The organism is Flavobacteriales bacterium, assembly GCA_020635395.1.
GTDB lineage: Bacteria > Bacteroidota > Bacteroidia > NS11-12g > UBA9320 > UBA987.
The window spans coordinates 190,944-215,007 of the sequence record JACJZV010000002.1; the positions used below are offsets into that span (position 1 = coordinate 190,944).

Here is a 24,064-nt window from a genome sequence, read left to right on the forward strand (position 1 = left end):
CTAAGTTTTATGAATTATTACTTCTCTCTAATAATATTAATTGCACCTTTAAATACTTTATCAGGGAAATCCGGATGCGTAATTACATAGTAGTAAGCACCATCTGGTAATGGATTGCCATTTTTGTTTGTTCCATCCCACGGAGCTGACAAGAATGTTTTACCATCAGCACTATACACTTCCATTCCGTAACGGTTAAAGATAGTAATTTGTGCATCTGGATAAGCCCATATATTCTCAATAGCCATTACATCGTTTTTACCATCACCGTTAGGTGTAATTACGTTATAAACTTTAAGCACCCAATCAGGACTGATAAAGATAGTAACTTGATCAGAACCTTTACATCCGTAAATGTCAGTACCGTTAACAGTGTAAGTAATATTCTCTAAAACTTTCTCTGCTCTAACTGGTGTACCCAATGTGCTGTTCAAATAAGTAGATGGAGTCCATACATAATCTACACCACCTGTTGCATGTAAGTCAATGGACTCACCTTTATAGATAGTATCAGATTTCAAACCATATACAGAACCTAACCATGCTTGAATATTTGGAGCTTTATGAACAACTACCAAAATAGAATCAGTATTAGAACATCCAATAGGAGGAGCGGTAATAGTAACTTTATACCAACCACTATCTTTAGCCGTAATACTTCCATTTGTAGAAGAACCACCAGTCCAGCTCCAATTGTAAGTTCTGGCATTTGCATTCGCTCTTAAGGTAACACTGTCACCATCACAGAATTCTGTAGTACCATCCGCAGTTAAGTTAACATCAGGAAGAGCAATAACATTAGCCACTTTAGCAACTGTGTTTTCACAACCTCTATTAGATTTAACTCTAAGCGTAACATTATAGCTACCAGAAGCAGCGTATTGGTGCATTGGATTTTTCAATCCGCTAAATTCTGAGTCACCAAAGTTCCAGAAGTATTCTACCATCGTGTCACCAGCAGGTACACTTGAGTTGTTTACAAATACACTTGCATCACCAATACATACATCAGCTACACTGAAGTCAGCAGTAGGAGCAGCATAAATTGTTACACTTCTGTTGATAGTATCTCTACATCCGTTGTTGCTAATAGCAATCAATCGTACGTTGAACTGACCAAATCCGTTGAACGTGAAGCTTGGGTCTTTAGCAGTTGATGTGCCTTGACCGGCAAAGTTCCAATCGTAAGTCATTGTTCCGTAACCAATAGCTGAAGCATTTACAAACTGCATGGCGTTGTTCTCACAAACTGGAGCAGCTACGAAGTTAGCCTCAGGTAAGATGTAAACTGTAACATCCTTAGTGATTGTATTTGTACAACCATTGTTTGTAGTTACAGTCAACGTTACTTGGTATGTACCAGAAGCACTGTATCTGTGAGTTGGATTTTGAGCGGTAGATGTAGTTCCATCGCCAAACATCCAGTACCATGAAACAATGTTTCCGCTTGATACAGTAGATTTATCAGTTGCACTGAACACATCGTTTTGACAAACGTTAGCAGCAGTGAAGTTCGCAATTGGGTTTGGATAAACCGTGATGCTTTGTGTTACTTCACCTCTACATCCATTATCACTCCAAGCTACAAGTCTAACATTGTAAGTTCCGGCAGCTTTGTAAACGTGAACTGGGCTTGCATTTTTGCTTGAGTCGCCGTCACCGAAGTACCAAGTGTAGGCTGTAACATTTCCTTCAGCAATTGAAGATGTATTGTTAAACATTACTGTGCTATCCTCACATTCGTTAGCAGCGGTGAAGCTGGCAACTGGGTTAGGAGTAACTTTAGCAGTAGCTGTGCTTTTCAATGTATTGTTTACACAACCAAATGTTGTATTTGTAATGCTAACCAATTCAACAGTAATAAACGTTGGGTTGCCAGCGTAAGCCATTCCAGCTACAGTGAAGTTGAAGTCACCAGAACCAGTACCTGTTACCGGAGTACCAACCAACACACCATTTCGTTTGTAAACTACTGACCAACCGTTTCCGGCAGGAACATCCGTTACATGAAGTGTAAATGTAGCCACATCACCAGGACAAACCTTAGCATTGCTGGTTACAGTTGCTTCAGGAGTTGGAATTACAGTTACAGTAGCTACTGAAGAGTAAGCTCCTGAACAAGTTCCGCTCTTAACAAACACTCTGTAAAGCGTTGTTTCGTTGATATTAGTTATTGTCACAGATTTAGTTTTGTTAGACAATACTGTCCAAGTAGCTCCATTATCTGTGCTGTATTCCCAGTTTTGAACTGCACCAGTCTCACCACTCAATGTCAAGGTAGCAGAAGCTCCTTTACAGATAGTTGAAGTTGCTGGTGAAAGTGTACCTCCAACAGATTTAGGACTAACCTTGATAGTAACCGAATCTTTCAAATCAGTATCGCAACCAAGAGCATTGTCTAAAGCAATTTGAGTCAACTTAATTTTAACGCTGTTTGCAGACACAGTTCTACCTGTATTTATTGTGAATACACCAGAACCAGTTCCTTTCTTAGTAGGTCCGGCAGTTCCGTCAACCTCATAATCCACCAACCATTTTGTTCCAGTAGCCACATCACTAATTTCAACGTTATAAATCAATACGTCACCGTGACATAATGAATCTGGGTATGAATCAAATGTTGCCATTGGGTTTGGTGTTACGGTGATAACCGCTTTTTCACTAATTGTATTAGCACAACCCAAACCATTAGTAACTGTAATATCAGTAAACTCAATAGTTGTTGTTTGTGTAAATGGTCCAAAAGTGATGCTTTCAGTAGTACCAGTTCCTGTAGTATAAGTTCCGGCAGTACCATTCACTTTATAACCTACAGTCCATGTAGAAGTAGAGTTAACATTACCAATTGATAGGTTAAGTGTTACATTATCTCCTGAACAAATAGTTTGTGTAGGATTGTTGATTGTTACCGTAGGCAATTGTTGAACATCGATGGCCTTAACAGTTGAGAAGGCAGATGCACACACACCACTCATAACTTCAACTCTATACCAAGTTTTTGTAGTAAGAGATGAAACAACCAAGCTATCAGATGTATTAGCTATATCATAGTAATTGATAGCGTCGGTAGAGTATTGCCATTTTACAATTGCTCCTCTGTATCCGCTCACTTTCATTTTAGCACTAGAACCTAAACAAACAATTGTTGGTCCGCTGATTGTGCCACCCACCGAAGTAGAATCAACTTTGATAATAACCGAATCAGCAAGAGCCCCAGTACAGTTAGGACTGCTAGAAGTATTAGTAATAGAAACAAGTCTAACAACATTATTTCCTTCAGTATTGAACACAGGCATGTTCGACAAGTTAAATTGACCAGAACCAACACCTGTTGAAGTAATATTTGAACCACCATTTACTTTATAAATAACAGTCCAAGCCTCTGAACTCAACACATTGTCAACCAAGATGGTAACTGTTGGAGTAGTTCCTTTACAAATCTCTGTTGGAGCATTTGTTATAGTAGCCTTTGGATTGCTAATAATATTGATGGTAGTAGTGTATTGATTAGTGAATGAACTATTAGCACATTGTGGTTTACCACTAGTAATCTTCATAGATTGAAGAGTAATACTTGTGGTAGTGTTCAATGTACCAGTGAAGATAGTATCAGCACCTGGACCAGTACCAGTCAATGTTTTAACAGAAGAACCTTGTAAGTAAGTAAGTTCCCAATTCATACCCGCACCAACATTTGTAATATTCAATACTACGTAAGTGTTTGAACCTTGACAAATGCTGCTCGCACCAACCTTAACTATAGAAGCCACTGGCAATTCGTTAACCTTGATGGTAACCCAGCTAGAATATTCGGTATTACATGCACCACTCTTAACAACTACTCTATATGTAGTAGATTGAGTTAAGTTGCTGTAGCTATATGTGGTTGCCGTATTTGTAATACTTGTCCATGTTGTACCTCCGTTAGTGCTATACTCCCATCGGATAATTTTTCCAACAGCATCAGCACCCAAAGTTAGAGTTCCGCTATTTGTACCTTTACATACCGTGTCTGTACCAGTCAAAGTACCTCCAACAGTAGTTGGGCTAACAACAACCACATCTTGATCTGTCAATGTTCCAGTACATCCTGTAGTTCTATTAATCATAGAAACCAGTCTTAGCGTAGATGGATTTGCAGTCAAGTTTGCAGTTGTAATATTGAAGCTACCTGAACCTGTACCGCTAACCGAATCAGCAGCACCACCGTTGATAGACCAATACACTCTCCAATTTTCGCTTGATCTTACATCGTTTACAGTAATTTGACCGTAAGCTGGGCTTCCAGTACAAACAGTGTCTGTAAGTGAAATAAGCGTAGCATTAGGAATGTCATCAACCTCAACAGTTGCGGTAGCGTTATTTGTCAAGTTGTTGTTTTCACATTGAGGAGTTCCAGAAGTCATCCAGATTTTCTTCAACGTAACATCAGTATTTGTTTTGATAGTACCTGTGTTGATAGTACCAGTAGTAGCAGGACCGCTAACGCTAATCGTATCAAGAACAGTTCCTACTAAGTAAGATACTGACCAACTTTGATTGTAAGTATTAGAAACACTAACTGTTAAGTTAGCAGTACTTCCAGCACATATAGTGTCAGAACCAGTTATTGTTGCCACAGGAAGAGGTCTAACTGTAACAGTTATAGGAGCAGTAGCAGCCTCAGAACAAACTCCGTTTTTCTTAACAACTCTATATTTAGTTGTGTTTGTTAAGTTGGTGTAAGTAAAGTTGCTATTCGTATTTGTAATTGATGACCAACTTGTACCACCGTCAACTGATGACTCCCAACGAACAATACTTCCATTACCACCGCTATGTCTTACAGTTCCAACGTGAGAACCATAACATACTGTAGAATCTGCAACTACAGAACCAGCAACAGTTGTAGCATCAGAAATGATATTCATTGTAGAACTCAAGTTAGAGTCACATGTTGTTGTTGTATTAGTGATGTTATGTAGTTTCACAACATACGTTTTAGCAGATGTCAAAACAGGAGTAGCCAAAGTAAACGTACCTGGCCCAGTACCAGAAGTAGTTTTAGAACCACCGGTAGCATCATCCACTTCGTAGGTCAATGTCCAATTATCACCACTCTTAACGTTAGAAACAGTATAAGAGAATGAAGAAGTAGAACCTTGACAAACAGGAGATGTAACAGAGTTCAAACTTGCGTAAGGTCTTTGATTAACATCTACGTGAGATTGAGCGTTATTAGTCAACTTGTCATTCAAACATTGTGGTACACCACTAACCGTAGCAATCTCTTTCAATACAACATTAAATGAAGTGTTGAAACCGCCGACAGTTAGAGTGTGATTTCCACCACCAGTACCAGTCATTGTTTTTGTATAAGTTCCTTCCAAATATTCAATTTCCCAATCTTGGGTAGTTCCCACATTTGAAACAGTAACAGTCAAGTTTGTGAAATTACCAGCACATATTGTGGTAGAACCACTAATAGTAGCCAAAGGCAACTCAGCAACAGTAATTCTAACAACATTAGAGTGAGCTGTGTCACAAACTCCCGACTTATAAATCGCACGGTAATCAGTAGTTTCTTGCAAGTTGATTACATTTAGTGTGCTGTTGTTGTTGCTCAATGCAGTCCAATTTGATGCACTAAGTGGTTTGTATTCCCAACTTACAGTAACACCTTGTTTTGGTGTTCCAGTAACCTCGCTAATTGTAGTGCTTCCACCTTTACAAATAGTATCGTCAGCAGCAGCAATGTCACCAGGCTCAGTAGGTTTGTAGATATAAATATCCCAATCGTCAGTATTTACAGATTTACAAATTCCTAAGTTTGAAAGATTAAGAATTTCAATCAATTGAATCTTAGCAGACTCGGCAGTATTTGGATCTGTATCAACCCAAGTTACGCTACCAGGACCAGTGCCGGTAATGGTATCTTCGTCACTTTCCAATTCGTATCTTAACTTCCAATTGTCAGTAGCCAAAACATTTGTTACTGTAACCGTAAACACAATTTGGTCATTTTGACACAATGTGTCCGGACCAGCTGTTATAGAGGCAAATGGCAAGTCAAGAACCGTAACAGTTCCGTTGCTACTTGCACTATTGCTACATGCAGGAACACTTGCACTTCCAGTATTAATAACCGTAATTCCAGTTAATTGAACCAACGTATTAGCTGTCAATGCACTAGTAGTCAAGGTATGAACACCAGACGCATTTTGAGTCAACAATGGAGATGTTTTAGGAACTGAACCCTCAGAATATGTTACTCTGAAAGTAGAACCAGCATCCACATTTGTAACCGTAATTTGGAATTGAGCAGTAGTTCCTGCACAAATACTATCATCGATAATATTAGTAAGAACAACCACTGGAAGAGCTTTAGGAGTAGCTGTAACAATATTAGAGAATTCTTGAGAGCACAATCCTGATTGGTAAACTGCTCTATATTCAGTTGTATCTGTCAAGTTAAAGAAGAATTGAGTACTATTTGTTGAATTAATATCAACCCAAGTTGAAGTACCATTTCTTCTTGATTGCCATTTTGTAATATTTCCAGTACCTGCAGTGTATTCTTTCACGTAACCGCTTCCACCTTTACAAACGATAGTGTCAGCAGAGATAGCGGCTGTTCCAATAACACCAGCAACTGTTGTAGGATCAACTGCAATAGTAACTTGTTGAGTCAATGTTCTTGAACAAGCATCTTGTGTGCTGTTGTTCACAACAGAAACCAATTTAAGAATATCAGAAGTACTAGTTACAGTAGCAGTAGTAGTAAAGCTAAATGTACCAGTACCAGTACCGCTAAAAGTTTCTGTATTAGCATCCAACATCGCCGTAACTGTCCAATTATCCGTTGAACCAACATTACCAATGGTCAATGTGAAATCTACTTTTTCACCGTGACACAGTCTATTGTCATAACTTGCAATAGTTGCAGTTGGCTTTTCTTGAACTGTAATAGTAACCGTGCTATTCAAGCTACTGTTGCTACAAGTAGTTCCAGAAGTAGTAGAAATATTCATCAACGTAATATCCGTTGTAGAATTAATTACACCAGTAGTAAAGGTATGCGTGTTAGAAGCATTGTTCGTGAAAGTAAGTGTTCTTGTTTTAGAACCTTCGATAAACGTTAAGCTAAATGTTTGACCATTTGCAACATTACCAACAGTCAAATTAACTGTTGAAGTATTACCCTCACAAATAGTGTCGTTTGAGCCAGACAACGATACCATTGCGGTAGGCAACTCAACCACTGAAATTACAACAGTGTTAGAAGAAGCCGTATCACAAGGACTGTTAGAATAAACAGCTCTGTATCGAGTTGTAGTTTGAATGTTCACATAATTCTGAGTAGAAGTGGTATTTCCAGTAGAAGTCCAAGTAGCACCACCATCTGTACTCATCAACCAACCAGTAATCACAGAACCATTTGTACTTGCAACGGTTTGAGAAATGCTTCCTGAAGCACCTTTACAAACAGAAGCAGTAGTACCTATAGTTCCAGGAGCTGTTGCCTGACGTACAGTATAATTTGCAGAACCGCTTAGTGTATTTGTACATGTAGCGTTTGCAGAATTTTTAGTTGTTGTATTTTCAATGCTAACCAAAGCAACAGTTTGAGTAGAGTTTCCGCCACTAACTGTGTAAGGGATTACCCAAGTAAACGTACCTGATCCAGTACCAGTATTTGTTTTAGTACTACCATTGATTGTGTAAGTCAATTTCCAAGATTCAACAGATTTTATGTCAGATACTGTAACTGTCATCGAAATTGAACCACCATCACAAACAGTAGAAGTAATACTGTTCAAAGTAGCAGAAGGCATATCTATAACTGTAATGTTTGCAATAGCCACATTCGCTAAGTTTTTAGTACAAGTATATGAACCTGCTGAAATAACAAGTTTTGTAGCTACAACGTTAAATGATTCAATCATTTCACCAGGTGTAGTAACAAAATTTATTGTTTGATTACCAGTGCCAGTAACTGTATGAGTAGAATCACCACCTTCAAGTATAGTTAAAGTCCATGGGAAACCACTTGTTCCAGTAATTGCAAATTGAACAGTAGCAGTATTTGTAGCAGATGCACAGAATTTCTGAGTAGCACTTCCTACAATTGCCACATCCGGATTTGCACCCATAATTGTAATTGTAACAGGGGTAGAGAATGCCTGACCTGAACAAGGTGCATTTTCAATTACAGCTCTGAACATTGTTGTAGTTGTCAAACCATAAAATTCTATAGAATCTGATGCCGAACCACTAATATCTGTCCATGATCCCGCTGATGGAGTTTTCTTTTGCCATTTAACAACATAACCATCGGTAGCTGTTCCATCCCATCTTACAAATCCATCAGAGTTTGTGCACAAAGTGTCATTAGAAGTAGAAGCAGTGCTACCAACAGGAGCAGATTTAATTTTGAATCTAACTGTATCTTTAACCGTAGTGTCACAACCTGTATTTGTATTGGTAATCTTATCAATAGCGATAAAATAATCACCAGCGGCAAATGATGAAGTTGCAAGCGTTCTATTTATAGTCGCAGAAGAACCAGTTCCAGTCCAAGTACCTGAACCAGAAGCAGCACCACCATAAGTATAATTAATTGTCCAGTTGTGCGTATTTGGCACACCAGATACATTGATTACTGTGTTCACATCAGAACCAACACAAATGCTATCATCAACACTAACAAATGTTGCAGCAGGTTGAGGATGTACAAACAATATAACTTCATTAGAAGTATCGGCAGGACAAGCACCACTCTTAACGATAACATGATATCTTGTTGTCAAATGAGGATAAACCACAGTATGCGTATTGGTCATATTACCAATGTTATACCATGTAAAACCATCATTATCAGAAGAATCCCAGTTTTGAACATCACCAACATATCCTGATAATGTGAAAACATAAGGACCCATATCACCATCACATATTGTATAGCTTGGAGACAAAGTTCCAGCATCTGATGGAGGATCTACAACAATAGTATCCGTAAATGGAGGAGTTGGCATCGAATCACAACCTGTTGTTGTATTTGTAACAGCAAATACATTTACAGCACTTAATCCTACCGGATTTAATGGTAGAGTGGTAAACATTGATGTAAGAGTATCTGTACCAGTAATATTATTTGGTCCATCTGTTGGATTCGTTGTGTACCAATCAAAATCCCAGTTATCAGTGCTTCTAACACCACCTAAGAAATAGGTAACATCAGCAGCCAAATTAATACATGAATGCTCAGGAGCAACCAAAGTTACCCAAGGACGTGGCATTACGTTAAGATCGGCACTATTGTCTGTCACATTCGTGTTTTTACACAACGGAGGTGTTCCAGCTCCAGCGGTCCAGGCAATACTGTCAATTGTAATAGGTCTATTGTCGAACGCACCCACAGAATCCTGATGATATTGTACAGGTATAGTTAAGGTATGAACACCATTACCCGTACCAGTCCAAGTTCCAGGAACTCCATCAATATTATACCAAATAATCCAATCTTTACCGGCACTATTCGCAACAGTTACATTGTAGTCATTATCCAAACCAGAACAAATGTTCGTTCCTGCTGCATCTACAAAGGCAGTTACATCAGGAAGTGTAAGAATAGTAATATTTGAAGTGCTTGGTGTATTTCCAATACAACCTGTAGTTGTGTTTGTAATTGCTGAGAAAGCTATCGTTTTAACCCCAGGAGGAGTTAACGCTACAGTTGTTGTATCAACCATTGTTACTGGACCAACACCTGTAACTGTATGATTTGTAGTACCACCATCGGTTGTAAATGTAAAAGACCATCCATCCGTTGAAGCAACATCAGAAACAGTATAATTAATAGTTGAAGTTGAGCCATCGCAAACAGGGGTTTCAATACTATTAATTGTCAACATCGGTAAATCGTTAACAACCAAAACTACTTCAACACCAGCAAACGAATCTGTATTAATACAACTTTGTGTAATATTTTCAATTTGAGAAATGTCAAAATTATATGTACCAGCAGGCAATGCCGTGGAAATATTCATGGTATAAGTTGTGGCACTCATGTTACCATTACCATACCATACAGAGGTAGGAATATCACTTTGAGTTGTATCGCCATGAGTTATTCCCCATGTAACATTAATTAAAGAACCACCAATAGAAGCACAGTACTCCGCATTTGTAACAGTAATATCAACCGTTCCAGTGGTATTTTCACAAACCCAAACAGTATCAACACTTACGTCAACATCAGGTTTAGGATATACTGTTATAGTAATTGTAGGATTAGCTCCAGGAGCACCAGTACATGTGTTGCTTATGTTTTGAACACTATTAATAGTATAAGTATATACACCGGGCAACAAAGTGCCAGGGATATTAACAACTATCATGCTGTCTCCAGTTCCAGAAATATTATTCGCTCCAGCAACAGAAAATAAACCAGCACCTGCACCACCAGAGGCACAAGCTACCGTAACATCCGTACTGTCGCCGATTAAATCAATAATCCAATTTGCCTCAACCGTAGTTGAACCAGTTGTGTATTGAGCATTAGTTACTGCCACATTGAAAGAACTTGTAGCTCCTTGACACAACGTAATAGATGGTGTACTGAAAGAAGCTATTGGTTCTGGATTAATAGTTAATGTAAATGTATCAGGTACAGAAACCGAACAATTAGCTACCGTTGGGGTAACAATTTGACCCGTAATAGTAGAAGTGATAAATTGATATTGACCTGCTGGCAATAACCCACCATCATTTGCAGTAAAAGTATATGAAGAATTACCAGAACCCGTTAATGGATCAGGGAAAATATCACTTTGTGTAGCATCTGAATATACTAAAGTCCATGGAACATTGGTTGACGCAGTATTTAAAGCAGTACAATATCTGGCATTTGTTACCTCGATATCGAAAGCAGACGTTTCACCTTCACAAATTTCATCAGAAGTTGGTGTTAAGGCCATTTGTAATTTAGGATACACATATACCGAAACCACAGATGTTGCTGAAGTACCTGTACAATTTTTATCTGTGTTTAATACGTTACTAATTGTATATGTATAAACACCAGGAGCCAAGTTGTTTGGAATATTATAAACAACGGTGGCATTGTTTCCATTACCAGAAGAATCTCTAACAAGACTTGCGTTTTGAGCAGCACTAACATTACACGAAGAATTCAAGTTACCACTTGCCTCTGTAATTTCATAACTCCAATTAACACCACTACCATTTAACACGGCATTTGAAACATTAATAGTTACCGTTGCCGTATTTCCTTCACAAACGCTAACAGTAGAAGTTGTAAAAGATGCGTCTGGGGCAGGATCAACTGTTAATGTAAAAATATTATTAGAAGTAACCGTTCTGCTACAAGTAACTGGCAAACCAGTTGTTTCAATAGCAGTAGCAGTAAAGTCGTAATCAGCAGGAGTTAAGGCCAACGTAGTATTAGCATTGAACTGCTGACTTCCATTACCGGTACCAGTGATAGGTGCAGTTACGTTACTTGCAACATTATCGGTAATGTTCGCACCCAAAATTTGCCAACCTGCATCTGCAATGGTTGAAGGATCTGAACAATATTTGGCGTTTGTAACATTTACAGAAAATGCATTAGTCAAAGCATTATTCTCACAAACAGAATCTCTTCGTGGAGAAATAGTGAATGTTGGTTTTGGGTAAACATTGATTGTAATCTTTTGAGGACCACCTGTAACTCCATCAACAGTTCCTGTACAAGGACCGTCTGTATTAACAATGTTTGTTACAGTATATATATATTGTCCTATTGGCAAGGTGGCGGGAATAGTAATTGTGTTTGCACCATTGCCACTTCCAACATAAGTACCCGAACTACCGGGTAAATCAACTGTAACTGCACCAGTACAACCTGAAGCCACCTGACCACTTGATTCTGAATAAGTTATCTCCCAGTTCACTGGAAGACTATTGTGCAAGGCATTTGCAACGGTAAAGCTAAAGCTACCACCATCACCTTCACAAATATTGATTGTTTGATCACCAGCAGCTCCATCAATTTGAATATCTGGACGTGGGTCAACACTTAACACAAAAGTATCTCTTGAACTTGAGCCAACACAAGTACCAGCAGAGGAAGCAACACTTGCATCCAGCATGTGATCATCTGGACTCAAAGTGCCAAGCGTATTAACATTAATAGTATATGCTTGATCACCAGTTCCTGTCAAAAGTGGAATTTGTGTATTAATATCACTTTGAACAGCATCTGTATGAACTGTAATGTTCCAACCCGCAGAAGAAGTTGTTCCGATACCAGAGCAACCTACTGTATTGGTAATATTAAGATTAAACGATTCCGCATCATTTTCACAAACATCCTTCGTATCAGGATTCATTGAAATTTGCGGTTTCGGCTCAATAATAATAGTAATTGTTGGATTAGCTCCGAGACTACCAGCACCTGCAGAACATCCTGCCGAGGTATTGGTAATAGAGGTTAATGTATATGTGTAATAACCAGGAGCCAATCCTGAAGGAATTGTATAGGTTTTTGAACCATTACCAGTTCCAGTAATAGAACCCGGCAAAATTCCGGCCGAAGTTCCAGCCGCACATGGCGTTCCGCTTAAAGCACTTGAACCATTTTGCGTATAAGCTACCGACCAATTCTGACCAACACTATTCAACACTGCATTTGTAACATCAATTGAAAAAGTGGTTCCCACTGTTCCCTCACACTGTGTAATAGATGCCGTATTAAATGTTACAATCGGTTCTGGATTTACCGTCAATGTGAATTTTTTAGCAGACACATCCCTTGTGCAACCTGGTGAGGCAGGTGTCGTTACGGTAATATTTGATGGAGAGAAAACATAAGTACCTACTGCCAAACCAGCATTTGTGGAAAATGATCCACCCGCGGTTAATGGAGAAGCAGGCAAATTACTGTTTCCACTATTTATTGTACCTGCTCCTGAGCCATAGGCAAGTTCCCAAGACACATTACCAGGAGTACCGACACCGGCAACTGTACCACAGTAGGCAGTGTTGGTAACATTTATGCTAAAATTTGAAGCTGTGTTCCCTTCGCACGCCGAAGCAGTAGATGGCGTAACCGTAATATTTGGGGTTGGGTCAACTCTCCAACTAACTACTGTTGTTCCAGTAGCCGCGGCAGGACTACATCCGTTTGATGTATTAGTTATTGTAGTAAGTGTGTACTGATAAATACCCACAGGCATTGTGGTAGGAATATTGTAAGTAAATTCACCATTTCCACTTCCAGTAACGGTAGCAGGTAAAATGCCTGCCGAGCCACCAGTACAACCAGTAACATTAGTAAAAGAAGATTCCGTTCTTGAAAAACTCCAATTAACAGCAACAGTAGATGTTCCAACTGTATATTCTGCATTTTCAACTTTTACTTTAAATGAAGTTCCACTTCCGCTACCATTACATATATCTGTTGGAGAAACAGAAAACGTAACAGTTGGAACTGGGAATATTGTAACATTGATTGCGTTTGTAGAAATTGTTCTTGCACAACCGTCAGAAGTATTAGTTATGGTAGAAATTGTGGCACTGTAAGCTCCTGGAGCAAGAGCAGCTCCAACATTTAAGTTTACGTTCGTATTACCAGATCCAGAAGAGGTCAACAAGGCAATAAGAGCAGCATCGCCTGAAAAAGCAATAGACCAATTCACGGCACCACCACCAGAACTTGGATCTCTAAGTGCATTTGATATATTATATGTAATGTTAACATTATTACCTTGACAAGCAGATAATGAAGAATTTGAAGCAGGAATGGTTACTACTGGTTTTGGATTTACGGTTACTGTAGCAACAGCAGAGGAAGCAGAACCACATGCATTGGAAACAGAAACTTGGATATCATCCTGATCATCCGTTAACGCGGTGGTGTAACCATAAGAATCTGATGTTGTGAGAACATCCGTTGTAGTTTTGACTACTGATGGAGAACCCCCATCGGGTGTTTTTTCCCAAATGTAGGTTAAAACTCCCGCAGGACTCGGAGCAGTCACTGAAGCAGTATAGTTGACACTAGCACCTTCACAAACCACGGGTGCAAGAGGCGACAACAAAACCGTGGGCACCGAAGAAACCTTTGTGTAATAAAAAGGTCCGACCGTGTCAATGTCGCTACAAGCTCCCGAGCTTTCTGTGATGATAGCAAAGAAACTTGTGTTTGTACCCAAAGCTACAGCATTGTTAACGCCCAACGTAGAAGTGTTCCAACCTGAATAGGCTGGAGCTCCAGCAGACGTAATTGCTGTTGCCGAACTGATGTTACTCGCTCCTGTTAGACTCACATACCACTGATAAACTACAGAACCACTTCCACAATTACTGGTGGCCACAATGGGCAGAGTAAGCGTAGGGGCACCCGCAGAACAAAAATCATTGTTCGTGGCGGGGGTAGAATTAACATTGATAGTAGCACTTACTTGCGTAAAAACAACACCAAAAATAAAGGCCAGTACCATAATGTACCTGGCAAAAGCTGATTTCAACTTTACTAATGACCCTCGTCCAGAGGTAAATCTATTATTAGTCATGCTCACAATATATTTGTAACGGGGGCAAAAATAGGAAGATTATCTCAAAAAAAAATTTTTTATTAAAAATTAACTGCGACTAAACAATTGATAATGTACCACAAAAAGGACATAGCATCCATGTTGTAAAGAACTATAAATAAGATAGTTGCGAATTTAAAGGATAAATATTTTCAATATTTAATTGTATGCTTTATTCTTTGTAAAAAAAACCACAGCATTGCAACGTTCAAAACCGAGATGTTTGGTCATTAATATCGATTATCATATTTAGATAGTTTTTATACCGGAAATCCGAAATATCCATGCGAGCTAATGCCTTTTGAATTTCGCAGCCGGGTTCGTGAATATGGGTGCATGTATTATACCTACATAAAGATATATATGGCTCAAATTCTCTGAAGTAATGTGCCAATTTCCATTCTTCCATTTTTTCCATACCAAATTCTTTCACTCCGGGGGTGTCTATCATAAATGTTGAATCATTCATTTTAAACATCTGGGCAAAGGTGGTAGTGTGTGTGCCTTTATTATGAGTTGCACTTATATCTTTGATTTGCTGAAAAACACCTGGTATCATCAGATTCAGCAGGGTTGATTTTCCCGTACCAGAATGTCCAAAAATCAATGTGGTTCTGTTTAATAGTATTGTTTCAACCTCATCTAAATTAGTACCATTCTTTAAACTTGTGAATAACACACGATAACCTGCAGTGATATACACCTCAGAGATAGCTTGAAAATCGGGGCGGTCTGCTTGCGTAATCAAGTCCATTTTATTAAAGCATATTATTGGCTCGATACCATAAGATTGACAGGCCACCAAAAACCGATCAATAAATCCGGTGGAAGTTCTCGGCTGCAAGTAGGTAGCCATTATAATGGCTTGATTAATATTGGCAGCTACTAAATGAAATTGGCTCGAAAGCTTTGTTGCCCGTCTAATTAAATAGTTTTTACGGGGTTCTAATTTGCAAATTGCGGCACTTTCTGTATCCCAATTCTCCACCCAAACCACATCGCCCACCGCCAAATAATTGGTAAGCTTGTGATTGGTTAATCGCAGTTTGCCACGCAACCTACATTGGCATGTTTTTCCATTTTCGAGCCATACATCATACCAATGACCTGTAGATTTTGCAACAACGCCACGAATCATATTTACAATACTTTTGACAGCACGGCGTGTGTTGCATTGCTATATCCCATGGTATAAAAATGCAACACAGGAACCCCTCGTTGCTTTAACTCCTTACACTGCTGCACACACCATTCTACACCCACTTGATAGGCTGCCTCATCTGTCTTGGTTTTCTCCATTTCGGTAGCCAAATCATTCGGTATGTCAATATTGAATATTTTGGGAAGTGAATAAAGTTGATTTCTTTTGGTTATGGGTTTAATGCCCGGAATGATCGGCACCAGAATCCCCTTTTCACGGCATTTGTCCACAAAATCAAAATATCGTTGATTGTCAAAAAACATCTGTGTTGTGGCAAATTCTGCACCCGCGTCAACCTTTTGTTTTAAGAAATTCAAATCGCTTTCGCGATTCATAGCATCTATATGTTTCTCGGGATATGCCGCTGCACCAATGCAAAAACTTGTGGGGTTTGGATTTTTTAACTCTTCGTCCAGATATATTCCATTGTTCATATCATCCATTTGGCGGATAAGTTCTAAAGCATTTTTGTTTCCATTTTTTTCTGGAACAAAATTTCTTTCACCGTGCTGATTGTCTCCTCTAAGAGCCAAAACATTGTCGATACCCAAAAAATGTAAATCTATCAAGGCATTTTCAGTTTCGTCTCTTGTAAAACCTCCACAAATAATGTGTGGCACGGCTTCTACCTTAAACTTGTTCATGATGGCGGCACAAATAGCCACTGTTCCCGGTCGTTTTCTTAGGGAAACTTTGTCGTACAATCCATCCGGACGCTGTCTTAAAACAAACTCTTCTCGATGATAGGTCACATCAATAAAAGTGGGCTTAAACTCCATTAAGGGTTCAATACGACTGAATAGTCCTTGAATGCTACCACCTTTCAGCGGAGGAAGAATTTCAAAGGAGAATAAAGTCTCTTTGGCATTTTCGATATACTTTGTCAGTTTCATTAAAGCTGTACTTTTAGTTTTTTTATTTCACCATTTCTCAAAACCTCCACTTCCACCTCATCGCCTGCCGACAACTCCCCCAAAATAGTCATGTAATCTTTGATATTTCCAATATGTTTGCCAGCTATACTTACAATAATATCCTTGGCCAATATGCCTGCCCTTTCGGCAGGTTTACCATCTCTAACAGCATCTATTTGCATTCCTTCTCCATCAAAAACATAGTTTGGCACTACACCCAAAGTTACGGACATAGATTTTCTACTACCGCCAGAGTTATCTGAAGAATCCGCTGTTTTTGTAAATTCGATTTTGCCTTGATTATTTAACTCTTGCACAAAATCCAGAATAAAATCAATAACCAAAACCTCCCCCGTCAGATTCAGTCGTTCCACATCATCAGTTGGTTTATGATAATATGGATGAGCACCTGTAAAAAAGTGAACAGCCGGAATATTTTTAAGATAAAACGAAGTATGATCTGAGGGTCCGATACCACTTTGAGTAGTGTGTATGTTGAACCTTTCGTCTTCTGATTCTTCGATTTCGCACGCCTTTATGGTGCCAGCAAAGAGCGGACTTGTACCTACTCCATTGATAATTAAAGTCTTATTAGAGTCTAACATTCCCACCATATCCATGTTTATCATATAGTTGACAGTAGATAAATCAATTGTCGGATTTTCTACAAAGTATTTTGACCCTACCAATCCAATTTCTTCTCCAGAAAAAGCAATAAATAAATAGTTATTAGACTTGTTCCATTTCTTTGACTTTCGCAACAAATTTGAAAGCTCTATGAGTGCAGCCGTGCCGCTGGCGTTGTCGTCTGCTCCATTATGTATTTCAGTAGTGTTTTCGGCTAATGAATTTCCGTGCTCGCCCCTTCCCAAATGATCATGATGGGCTCCGATAACCACCGTTTTTGCTGCCTTATTGTCTTTAAAACCGATGACGTTGTGGCCAATATCTTCGGCAGTAAGTATATGAACATTAAGTGTTGCGGTTTTGACATCCTGAACCCCTCTCATTAGTTTATCAATAAAAATGACAGGAATACTTGAAGGTCTCATACTCAACCCAAGCTCGCCCGAAGGTTTTTGCACCTCTTCCGACAATCGGTAGAATGCCACACCCACTGCTCCTTGTTTTATGGCTTCATCCACTCTTCTGTTAATGCCATGCCATTCAATAAATTTGCTGTGCGGATGTATGCCATCCGGGCTGCTGATATTGATAAAAACAACCTTTCCTTTGGCATCAATTCCTTCATAATCATTTCGCAAATCCGAATTGATTCCGAACCCTGCATCTACCGCATCTGCCGTAACTTCCGCATGGTTGGCCGAATAAGAAAGTGGGTAGAACTCGGAAAATAATTTTAGCGGTTCCGGGAAATAATTAATTTTAAAAAATGATTTCCCGTCGGCTATTCTTAATGTAGTAATGGCAAATTTTTGAAAATACCCCTCTTCTCCCATGGGCTTTAACTTATTTTTGGCAAATTCTGCCGCAATAAATTCTGCACTGGATTTTTCTCCGCGAGTACCTGTTCCTCGTCCTTCCAACTCATCTGAGGCAAGGTAAGTAATATTATCTTTCAACCGTTGCATCATCTTCGTTTCCCTTTTATCCAAATTTTGAGCAAAGGCCGAAACTGCATAAACTCCAACAACAAGACTCGAAATGATTTGTCTTTTCATTCTTTTTATTTTACAAAAATTTCTATCAAATATTTGATAGACATAACTATTAAAAGTGCGGCAAATATAGCGTGCAATCGGCTGCTTTTTGCTCGCTTTGCCAATGAAACACCAATTGGTGACCCAATAGCAATACCAATTATTACGGGGATGGATTGAATTAGCTGGAGATAACCGATTGACCCCTTCAAAATGGTTTCGGGTTTTCCGCTGCCATAAACATATATGATGCTTAGAGCCAGAATAGGAATAACACCAATGCTGATGCTACTGGCTTTTTTTATATCCATTTTCATAAATATGGTCAACAATGGCAGCATAACCACACCTCCACCTAACCCCGAAAAAGCCGAAACCGCCCCGGTAATGATGCCAATGATAATGTATTTTATTGCTGAAAATGGTCGTTCGACAAACTTACTTTGACTTCTCTGATTTATGTACATTCGGACTAACGTAAGCAACAACAACGCTATAAAAATTCCATTAAAAAAATCTTTATTATACCAACTCGAATGTCTTATAATTTCAGACAGAAATCCTCCACTAACAATTGCCGGAATAGCAATAAAAAGAATTTCTTTGAAATGAAAATTGCCGTGTTGACGGTGCTTTATACTCGAAATAATTCCAGAAAAGAAGATGACCAAAAAGGAATTTGCTAAAGTAAATTTAACCAACTCGCTTCCTCTTATACCCTTTTGGTAGAAAAGGAAATCGAAAACCGGAACGAATATAATGCCCCCTCCAACTCCCAATAATCCAGAGAGCATTCCACCGAGAATGCCAAAAAAAAACGCTACTAATAACTGAAAGTAATCCAATTTTTAGTTAGTTCCCTTCAACAGCAATGTGTATTGTGGGCTTGAAAATACACTAATGGCTTTATTTATATCTGGGTCACTGTCGAAAGTAGTTTCTATTTCAGCTCTATCAAAATAATATCGGGAAGCTATTTCACTTTCTAATAATTGCATAATTTCTGCTTTATGTCGCTCTAAGTCGGCCTGTTTATTTTTTTCAAAATCGGCCTTAAGTGCATCAATACTGGCCTTTAGTGATGAAGAATATTTTTCATCTTCAGCTTCCTTTTCAAGCTGCTTTATTGCCCGTTCTGTTTCAGTTTCGTAGCTATATTCTTTGTCAGATAAAAATCTCTTAAAGTCCTCAAAATCAGAATCAGTAAATCGGAAGTTTTTTGCTGAAACAATGCTATCGTTTTTATGGCGGTATAATGTGGCATAGTCAAAAATTAGATAATTGTTAATTAGGCTACTACCTATTTTGCTCAAAATATCCATTCCTACAACAACATCCGGATTAACACCTTCTCCATCAATAACTTTTCGTTTGTTTGCGGTGTAAAATATTCGTTTCAATGAGTCTGCAACCGATATAGCGTGTCCATCCTTTTTGTTTGAATAATCAAGCCTTTGAATACATCTACCTGAAGGAATATAATACTTAGAAGTGGTAATTTTCATTTGAGTATTATAGGTAAGCACCCTTGATGTTTGCACCAATCCTTTACCAAAACTTTGTGTGCCAATAATAACCCCTCTATCCAAATCTTGAATTGTTCCACTAACAATTTCGCTGGCAGAGGCCGACCCCTTATCTATCAAAACAGCCAATGGAATGTCTAAATCAAGTGGAGCATTGAGGGTTTTATATTCGCCATCTTTTTGATTTTTGCCTTTCGTGGTAACCACAATTTGATTCTTTTTGACAAATACATTAACAATGTTTACAGCTTCATGCAGCAATCCCCCACCATTTCCCCGCAAATCTAAAATGATACTTTTAGCTCCCTGCCCTTTGAGTGTTTTGGCAGCATTGTAAACCTCATTCCCTGCATCGGGCGTAAAACCAGTGAGTTTGATGTATCCCGTTTTATCATCGACCATACCAAAATAAGGCACATTTTTAACCTTAACTTGAGCCCTTTTAAAAGTAAATTCTTTAACCCCCTCATAAGGTCTGTCTATAGTAATTACGATGGTTGTGCCGGCAGTTCCTTTGAGCAAATCAGACAAATCACTACTTGTTTTTCCCTCCACAGATTTGCCATCCACTTTTTTCAAAATATCACCCGCAATAATGCCTGCGGTGTGTGCCGGATAGCCTTCATGAACTCGAGAAACAACCAAGTTTTCGCCGTGTTTATTGATGATAGCACCAATGCCACCATAGGTTCCGGTAACCTGAAAACGGTAATCCTGACTCTGTGATTCGCTGTAAAAATTGGTATAAGGATCTAATGAGCCCAACATTCCATCAATAGCCTCTCTGATAAGACTACCGGGTTGAACCTCATCCACGTAACTCGTATTTACTTCTTTATATACCGAAGCAAAAATGTCGAGATTCTTCGACACTTCGTGATAATCCTCTACTTGGGTAAAGGCAGTTGCTCCCACCAATACCGCCGCTCCGATGTAGAACCATTTTTTAGGTTTCATTTTTATTTCTCTTGATGATTATAATGCAATATTAACGAACGAATTGGGAGTTTCTTTTTAAAACAGCACGAAAAGCATCATTTTAACTTTTAAAATTATAAAATTGAGAATATCTAAAAATAACAATTTACCTAAGTATTTGAATTTAAATACATTACAAATTTTAGTGGCTTATATTTTGCGATTAGTCAAAATCCTGAATCCCGCCAAAGAATCAAAAGAAAAAATCGCCCTTCATATCATTGACACTATCAATAAAAATTAAAAAACACATAGACTATTTATATTATACAAAAACCCTCGAAAAAAGACGTAAGAAATAAGAAAAATCTATGGCACAGGGTCGTAGCCACTTCCACCCCACGGGTGGCATCGACCAATTCTTTTTATGGTTAACCAAAATCCCTTTATTGGGCCATGTTTCTTGAATGCCTCAATTCCATAATTGGAGCATGTTGGACTAAACCGACAAGAACTCGGAAGTATGGGCGATAGAACCCACTGATATAGCTTAATCGTTAAGATAAATATTCCAGAAAAAAAGTTACTTATAACTCTTAATAAGCTGCTCATAATTATTAATAAATGATTTTGTAAGTATGTTTGACGGAAAAACTTCTGCACCAATGTAGATTACGGCCAAAAGAAGTTTTAAATCTGGCTTTAGGCAAGCTTCCATATTGGGTCTGTGTATGCGGTATATTTCACGCAATCTTCTTTTTAAAAGATTTCGTGCAACGGCTTTTCCAAATTTTCGTTTGGGTACAGAAAACAATACCTCTATTGATTTGCCCTCTTGGTGTGGTAAATATTTAAAAACAAAAACGAGCGGATATTTACCCACTCGTTTAGCATCTTTGCCAAAAACTTCTTGAATAAGATAATTACTCGAAAGCCTTTCCGATTTAGGAAAAACGGCCATTTACACGAAATTACCCTTTATGTCGAGGCTCGTCAGAAACGGTAAGTTTCTTACGCCCTTTTGCTCTTCTTGCAGCAAGAACTTTACGACCATTTTTGGTACTCATTCTTTCTCTGAACCCGTGCTTGTTTCTTCTCTTTCTATTCGAAGGTTGAAATGTTCTTTTCATCTCTTTATCCGCTTAAATCTCTCTTTTGAAAAAAGGACTGCAAAAATACCATTTTATACGAATGGAAGTAAGTTTTTTGACAATATTTTACTCAATTAATTTTTGTCATCTTTGAAACATGCAAGAATCAACTGAAAAAAGATGTTTGGAGTGCCAGAATATTCTTCGCGGCAGAATGGATAAAAAATTTTGCGACAATCAATGTCGTAATGCACATCATAACCGCATTAATGGCAATGCCTCAACCTACATGAAACGAATAAATGCTGCCCTGCGAAAAAACAGATTAATATTATTGGAACTTAACAATGGTATAAAACCAAAAACAACCCGCAATGAGCTTTTAAAAAAGGGGTTTGATTTTAATTTTATTACGAATATTTATACCACCAAAACAGGAAAACAGTACTTTTTTTGCTACGAACAAGGATATTTGCCACTCGAAAATGATTATTTCGCATTGGTTTTAAAACACGATTATATAGATGGCTAAAACTGACGAAACAAAAATTACTAATGAATTGAGCAAACGTTTTGCTCATGAACCTTTTATTTCGTTTGGGGAATATCACGTTTATCCGTCAGATATTTTTGTTGCCATTCTTATTGGTTTTATTTCATGGTTGCTGGTGCGTTGGATAAAAAGGTTATTAACAGCAGCACATCGTTCCAACAAATTGACCGTTGGCCAAATGTATGCCTACTCGCAACTAAGTAAATATTTCATTTTTGTCATTTCGATTGTATTAATTCTCCAATCATTACGTGTAAATATATCCATATTACTTGCTGGTTCGGCAGCTTTATTGGTAGGTATTGGTTTGGGGCTTCAACAATTGTTTAATGATTTTGCCTCTGGCTTTTTCCTTTTATTTGAAGGCTCGGTTCGGGTGGATGACATTATTGAGGTGGACGGAATGGTGTGTAAGGTAGAGGAAATTGGCATTCGGACTTCAAAAGTTAGAAATCGGGATGGCATTTCGGTGGTTATACCGAACTCAAAAATAGTTAGCAATTCGGTAATAAATTGGAGTACAGAAAGCCAAATTACGCGATTCAAAGTTGATATAGGGGTTTCTTACGAATCTGATATTAGGCAGGTTAGAGAAGTGCTATTATCGTGTGCGGCCATGCACCAAGAGGTGGTAAAAAATCCAAAACCGGTATGCCGGTTTGTTGATTTTGGGGAATCGTCATTAAATTTTGAGCTGCTATTTTGGTCGAAACATCGTTTTAGAATAGAAGATGTAAAAAGCGATTTGCGATTTCTTATTTTTAGCGAACTATCTAAGAAGAACATTCAAATTCCTTTTCCACAAAGAGATTTGCATATAAAAAGCGATGTTCGGAAGAGTCCTCCGAACACCGACTCAGAAATCAAATCTTAGCAAACACTACCAGCGAGAGGTGTCAAAACCCTCCTCATCCCAGTCTTGTTTAAACTTGCCATCCTTCTTGGGGGCTCCTCTAAAACCTTTGTTCTTATTTTTCCAATCGTCATCGTTTCTTCCATAACTATCACGACCACCCGATTTCTTGTCAAATCTTGAGTTGTTGTCTCTTCGATTGTTGTCACGGTTGTCAAAACCTCTATCCCTATTGTTGTTGTTCCGATCGTAACCTCCGCTGTTTCTGTCAAAACCACCACCCGAGTTGTTATTATCAAACCGTCTCGGTCTATCTTGATTATTTCTAAAATTGTTGTTGGGTCGATTATTTCTATTTCCATCAAAACGTTGTTGCGGTTTTCTGTCGCCCTTATCTTGAGCTTCAATAACCACAATAAGGTTTCCTTCAAACTCGGTGCTATTGAGTCCTTCAATAGCCTCTTTGGCTTCGGCATCGTTGCTCATTTCAACAAAGCCGAAACATTTAGATTTTCCAGTGTCTCTATCCATAATAACTTTGGTAGATTCAACCTGACCGAACTGGCTAAACAACATCATCAAACCCTGATCATTTGTGTTGGGGTTGAGTTTTGTAACAAAAATTTTCATTTATTAAAAAAAACTAAAAGAATTTACTTCGGGAGATTATTTGATTAAATATGTAGATATGTTATGTGTTTCACACAAAAAAATTTTCACGAAGTTACAGTTTTATTCCATACCTTTTGGCATAGTGGTCTAAATAAT

The 24,064-nt window shown here is 38.4% G+C and carries 12 protein-coding genes; 2 read left to right on the forward strand and 10 right to left on the reverse strand.

The features are described from left to right. Positions 1–17 precede the first annotated feature (17 nt). From H6607_07060 to rpmH, 9 genes are all read right to left on the reverse strand, one after another. Complete coding sequence (locus tag H6607_07060; GenBank protein ID MCB9262117.1) at positions 18–14,513, reverse strand: gliding motility-associated C-terminal domain-containing protein; 14,496 nt, start codon at positions 14,511–14,513, stop codon at positions 18–20. Positions 14,514–14,787: 274 nt separating this feature from the next. Next, positions 14,788–15,717: a ribosome small subunit-dependent GTPase A gene (gene rsgA / locus H6607_07065; protein ID MCB9262118.1), complete on the reverse strand. Its 930-nt coding sequence runs from the start codon at positions 15,715–15,717 to the stop codon at positions 14,788–14,790. 2 nt (positions 15,718–15,719) lie between these two features. Further along, positions 15,720–16,673: a methylenetetrahydrofolate reductase [NAD(P)H] gene (gene metF / locus H6607_07070; protein MCB9262119.1), complete on the reverse strand. Its 954-nt coding sequence runs from the start codon at positions 16,671–16,673 to the stop codon at positions 15,720–15,722. Continuing rightward, positions 16,673–18,376, reverse strand: coding sequence for a M28 family peptidase (locus H6607_07075; GenBank protein MCB9262120.1), 1,704 nt, complete (start codon positions 18,374–18,376; stop codon positions 16,673–16,675). Before H6607_07075 ends, metF begins: the two co-directional genes overlap by 1 nt. A 5-nt stretch (positions 18,377–18,381) precedes the next feature. Next, positions 18,382–19,149, reverse strand: coding sequence for a sulfite exporter TauE/SafE family protein (locus H6607_07080; GenBank protein ID MCB9262121.1), 768 nt, complete (start codon positions 19,147–19,149; stop codon positions 18,382–18,384). A 54-nt stretch (positions 19,150–19,203) separates the two neighbouring features. Next, positions 19,204–20,838: a PDZ domain-containing protein gene (locus H6607_07085; GenBank protein MCB9262122.1), complete on the reverse strand. Its 1,635-nt coding sequence runs from the start codon at positions 20,836–20,838 to the stop codon at positions 19,204–19,206. 330 nt (positions 20,839–21,168) lie between these two features. Continuing rightward, entirely contained in the window at positions 21,169–21,411 is a 243-nt protein-coding gene (yidD, locus tag H6607_07090; GenBank protein MCB9262123.1) for a membrane protein insertion efficiency factor YidD, read from the reverse strand. Next, a complete protein-coding gene (locus tag H6607_07095) occupies positions 21,383–21,760 on the reverse strand; it encodes a ribonuclease P protein component (protein ID MCB9262124.1) in 378 nt (125 codons plus the stop codon). Before H6607_07095 ends, yidD begins: the two co-directional genes overlap by 29 nt. A 10-nt stretch (positions 21,761–21,770) precedes the next feature. Then, on the reverse strand, positions 21,771–21,929 hold the full coding sequence (gene rpmH, locus H6607_07100) for a 50S ribosomal protein L34 (protein ID MCB9262125.1): 159 nt from the start codon (positions 21,927–21,929) through the stop codon (positions 21,771–21,773). Positions 21,930–22,047: 118 nt separating this feature from the next. On the opposite strand from rpmH, the gene H6607_07105 reads away from it, so the two are divergent. Beyond that, positions 22,048–22,422, forward strand: a complete 375-nt coding sequence (locus H6607_07105) for a hypothetical protein (protein ID MCB9262126.1) — start codon at positions 22,048–22,050, stop codon at positions 22,420–22,422. Then, positions 22,415–23,317 (forward strand): mechanosensitive ion channel, encoded by a 903-nt coding sequence (locus H6607_07110; protein MCB9262127.1) that lies wholly within the window; start codon positions 22,415–22,417, stop codon positions 23,315–23,317. Before H6607_07105 ends, H6607_07110 begins: the two co-directional genes overlap by 8 nt. Positions 23,318–23,323: 6 nt before the next feature. Here the strand turns inward: H6607_07110 and H6607_07115 are convergent, their stop codons facing one another. Further along, a complete protein-coding gene (locus H6607_07115) occupies positions 23,324–23,926 on the reverse strand; it encodes an RNA-binding protein (protein ID MCB9262128.1) in 603 nt (200 codons plus the stop codon). Positions 23,927–24,064 lie beyond the last annotated feature (138 nt).

What these genes read in the sequence shown, in the direction of transcription:
- H6607_07080 (MCB9262121.1), bottom strand. Translation starts at nt 19,149, where the DNA reads ATGCTCTCTGGATTATTGGGAGTTGGAGGGGGCATTATATTCGTTCCG.
- H6607_07110 (MCB9262127.1), top strand. Translation starts at nt 22,415, where the DNA reads ATGGCTAAAACTGACGAAACAAAAATTACTAATGAATTGAGCAAACGT.
- yidD (MCB9262123.1), bottom strand. Translation starts at nt 21,411, where the DNA reads ATGAGCAGCTTATTAAGAGTTATAAGTAACTTTTTTTCTGGAATATTT.
- rsgA (MCB9262118.1), bottom strand. Translation starts at nt 15,717, where the DNA reads ATGATTCGTGGCGTTGTTGCAAAATCTACAGGTCATTGGTATGATGTA.
- H6607_07105 (MCB9262126.1), top strand. Translation starts at nt 22,048, where the DNA reads ATGCAAGAATCAACTGAAAAAAGATGTTTGGAGTGCCAGAATATTCTT.
- H6607_07095 (MCB9262124.1), bottom strand. Translation starts at nt 21,760, where the DNA reads ATGGCCGTTTTTCCTAAATCGGAAAGGCTTTCGAGTAATTATCTTATT.
- rpmH (MCB9262125.1), bottom strand. Translation starts at nt 21,929, where the DNA reads ATGAAAAGAACATTTCAACCTTCGAATAGAAAGAGAAGAAACAAGCAC.
- H6607_07115 (MCB9262128.1), bottom strand. Translation starts at nt 23,926, where the DNA reads ATGAAAATTTTTGTTACAAAACTCAACCCCAACACAAATGATCAGGGT.
- metF (MCB9262119.1), bottom strand. Translation starts at nt 16,673, where the DNA reads ATGAAACTGACAAAGTATATCGAAAATGCCAAAGAGACTTTATTCTCC.
- H6607_07075 (MCB9262120.1), bottom strand. Translation starts at nt 18,376, where the DNA reads ATGAAAAGACAAATCATTTCGAGTCTTGTTGTTGGAGTTTATGCAGTT.
- H6607_07085 (MCB9262122.1), bottom strand. Translation starts at nt 20,838, where the DNA reads ATGAAACCTAAAAAATGGTTCTACATCGGAGCGGCGGTATTGGTGGGA.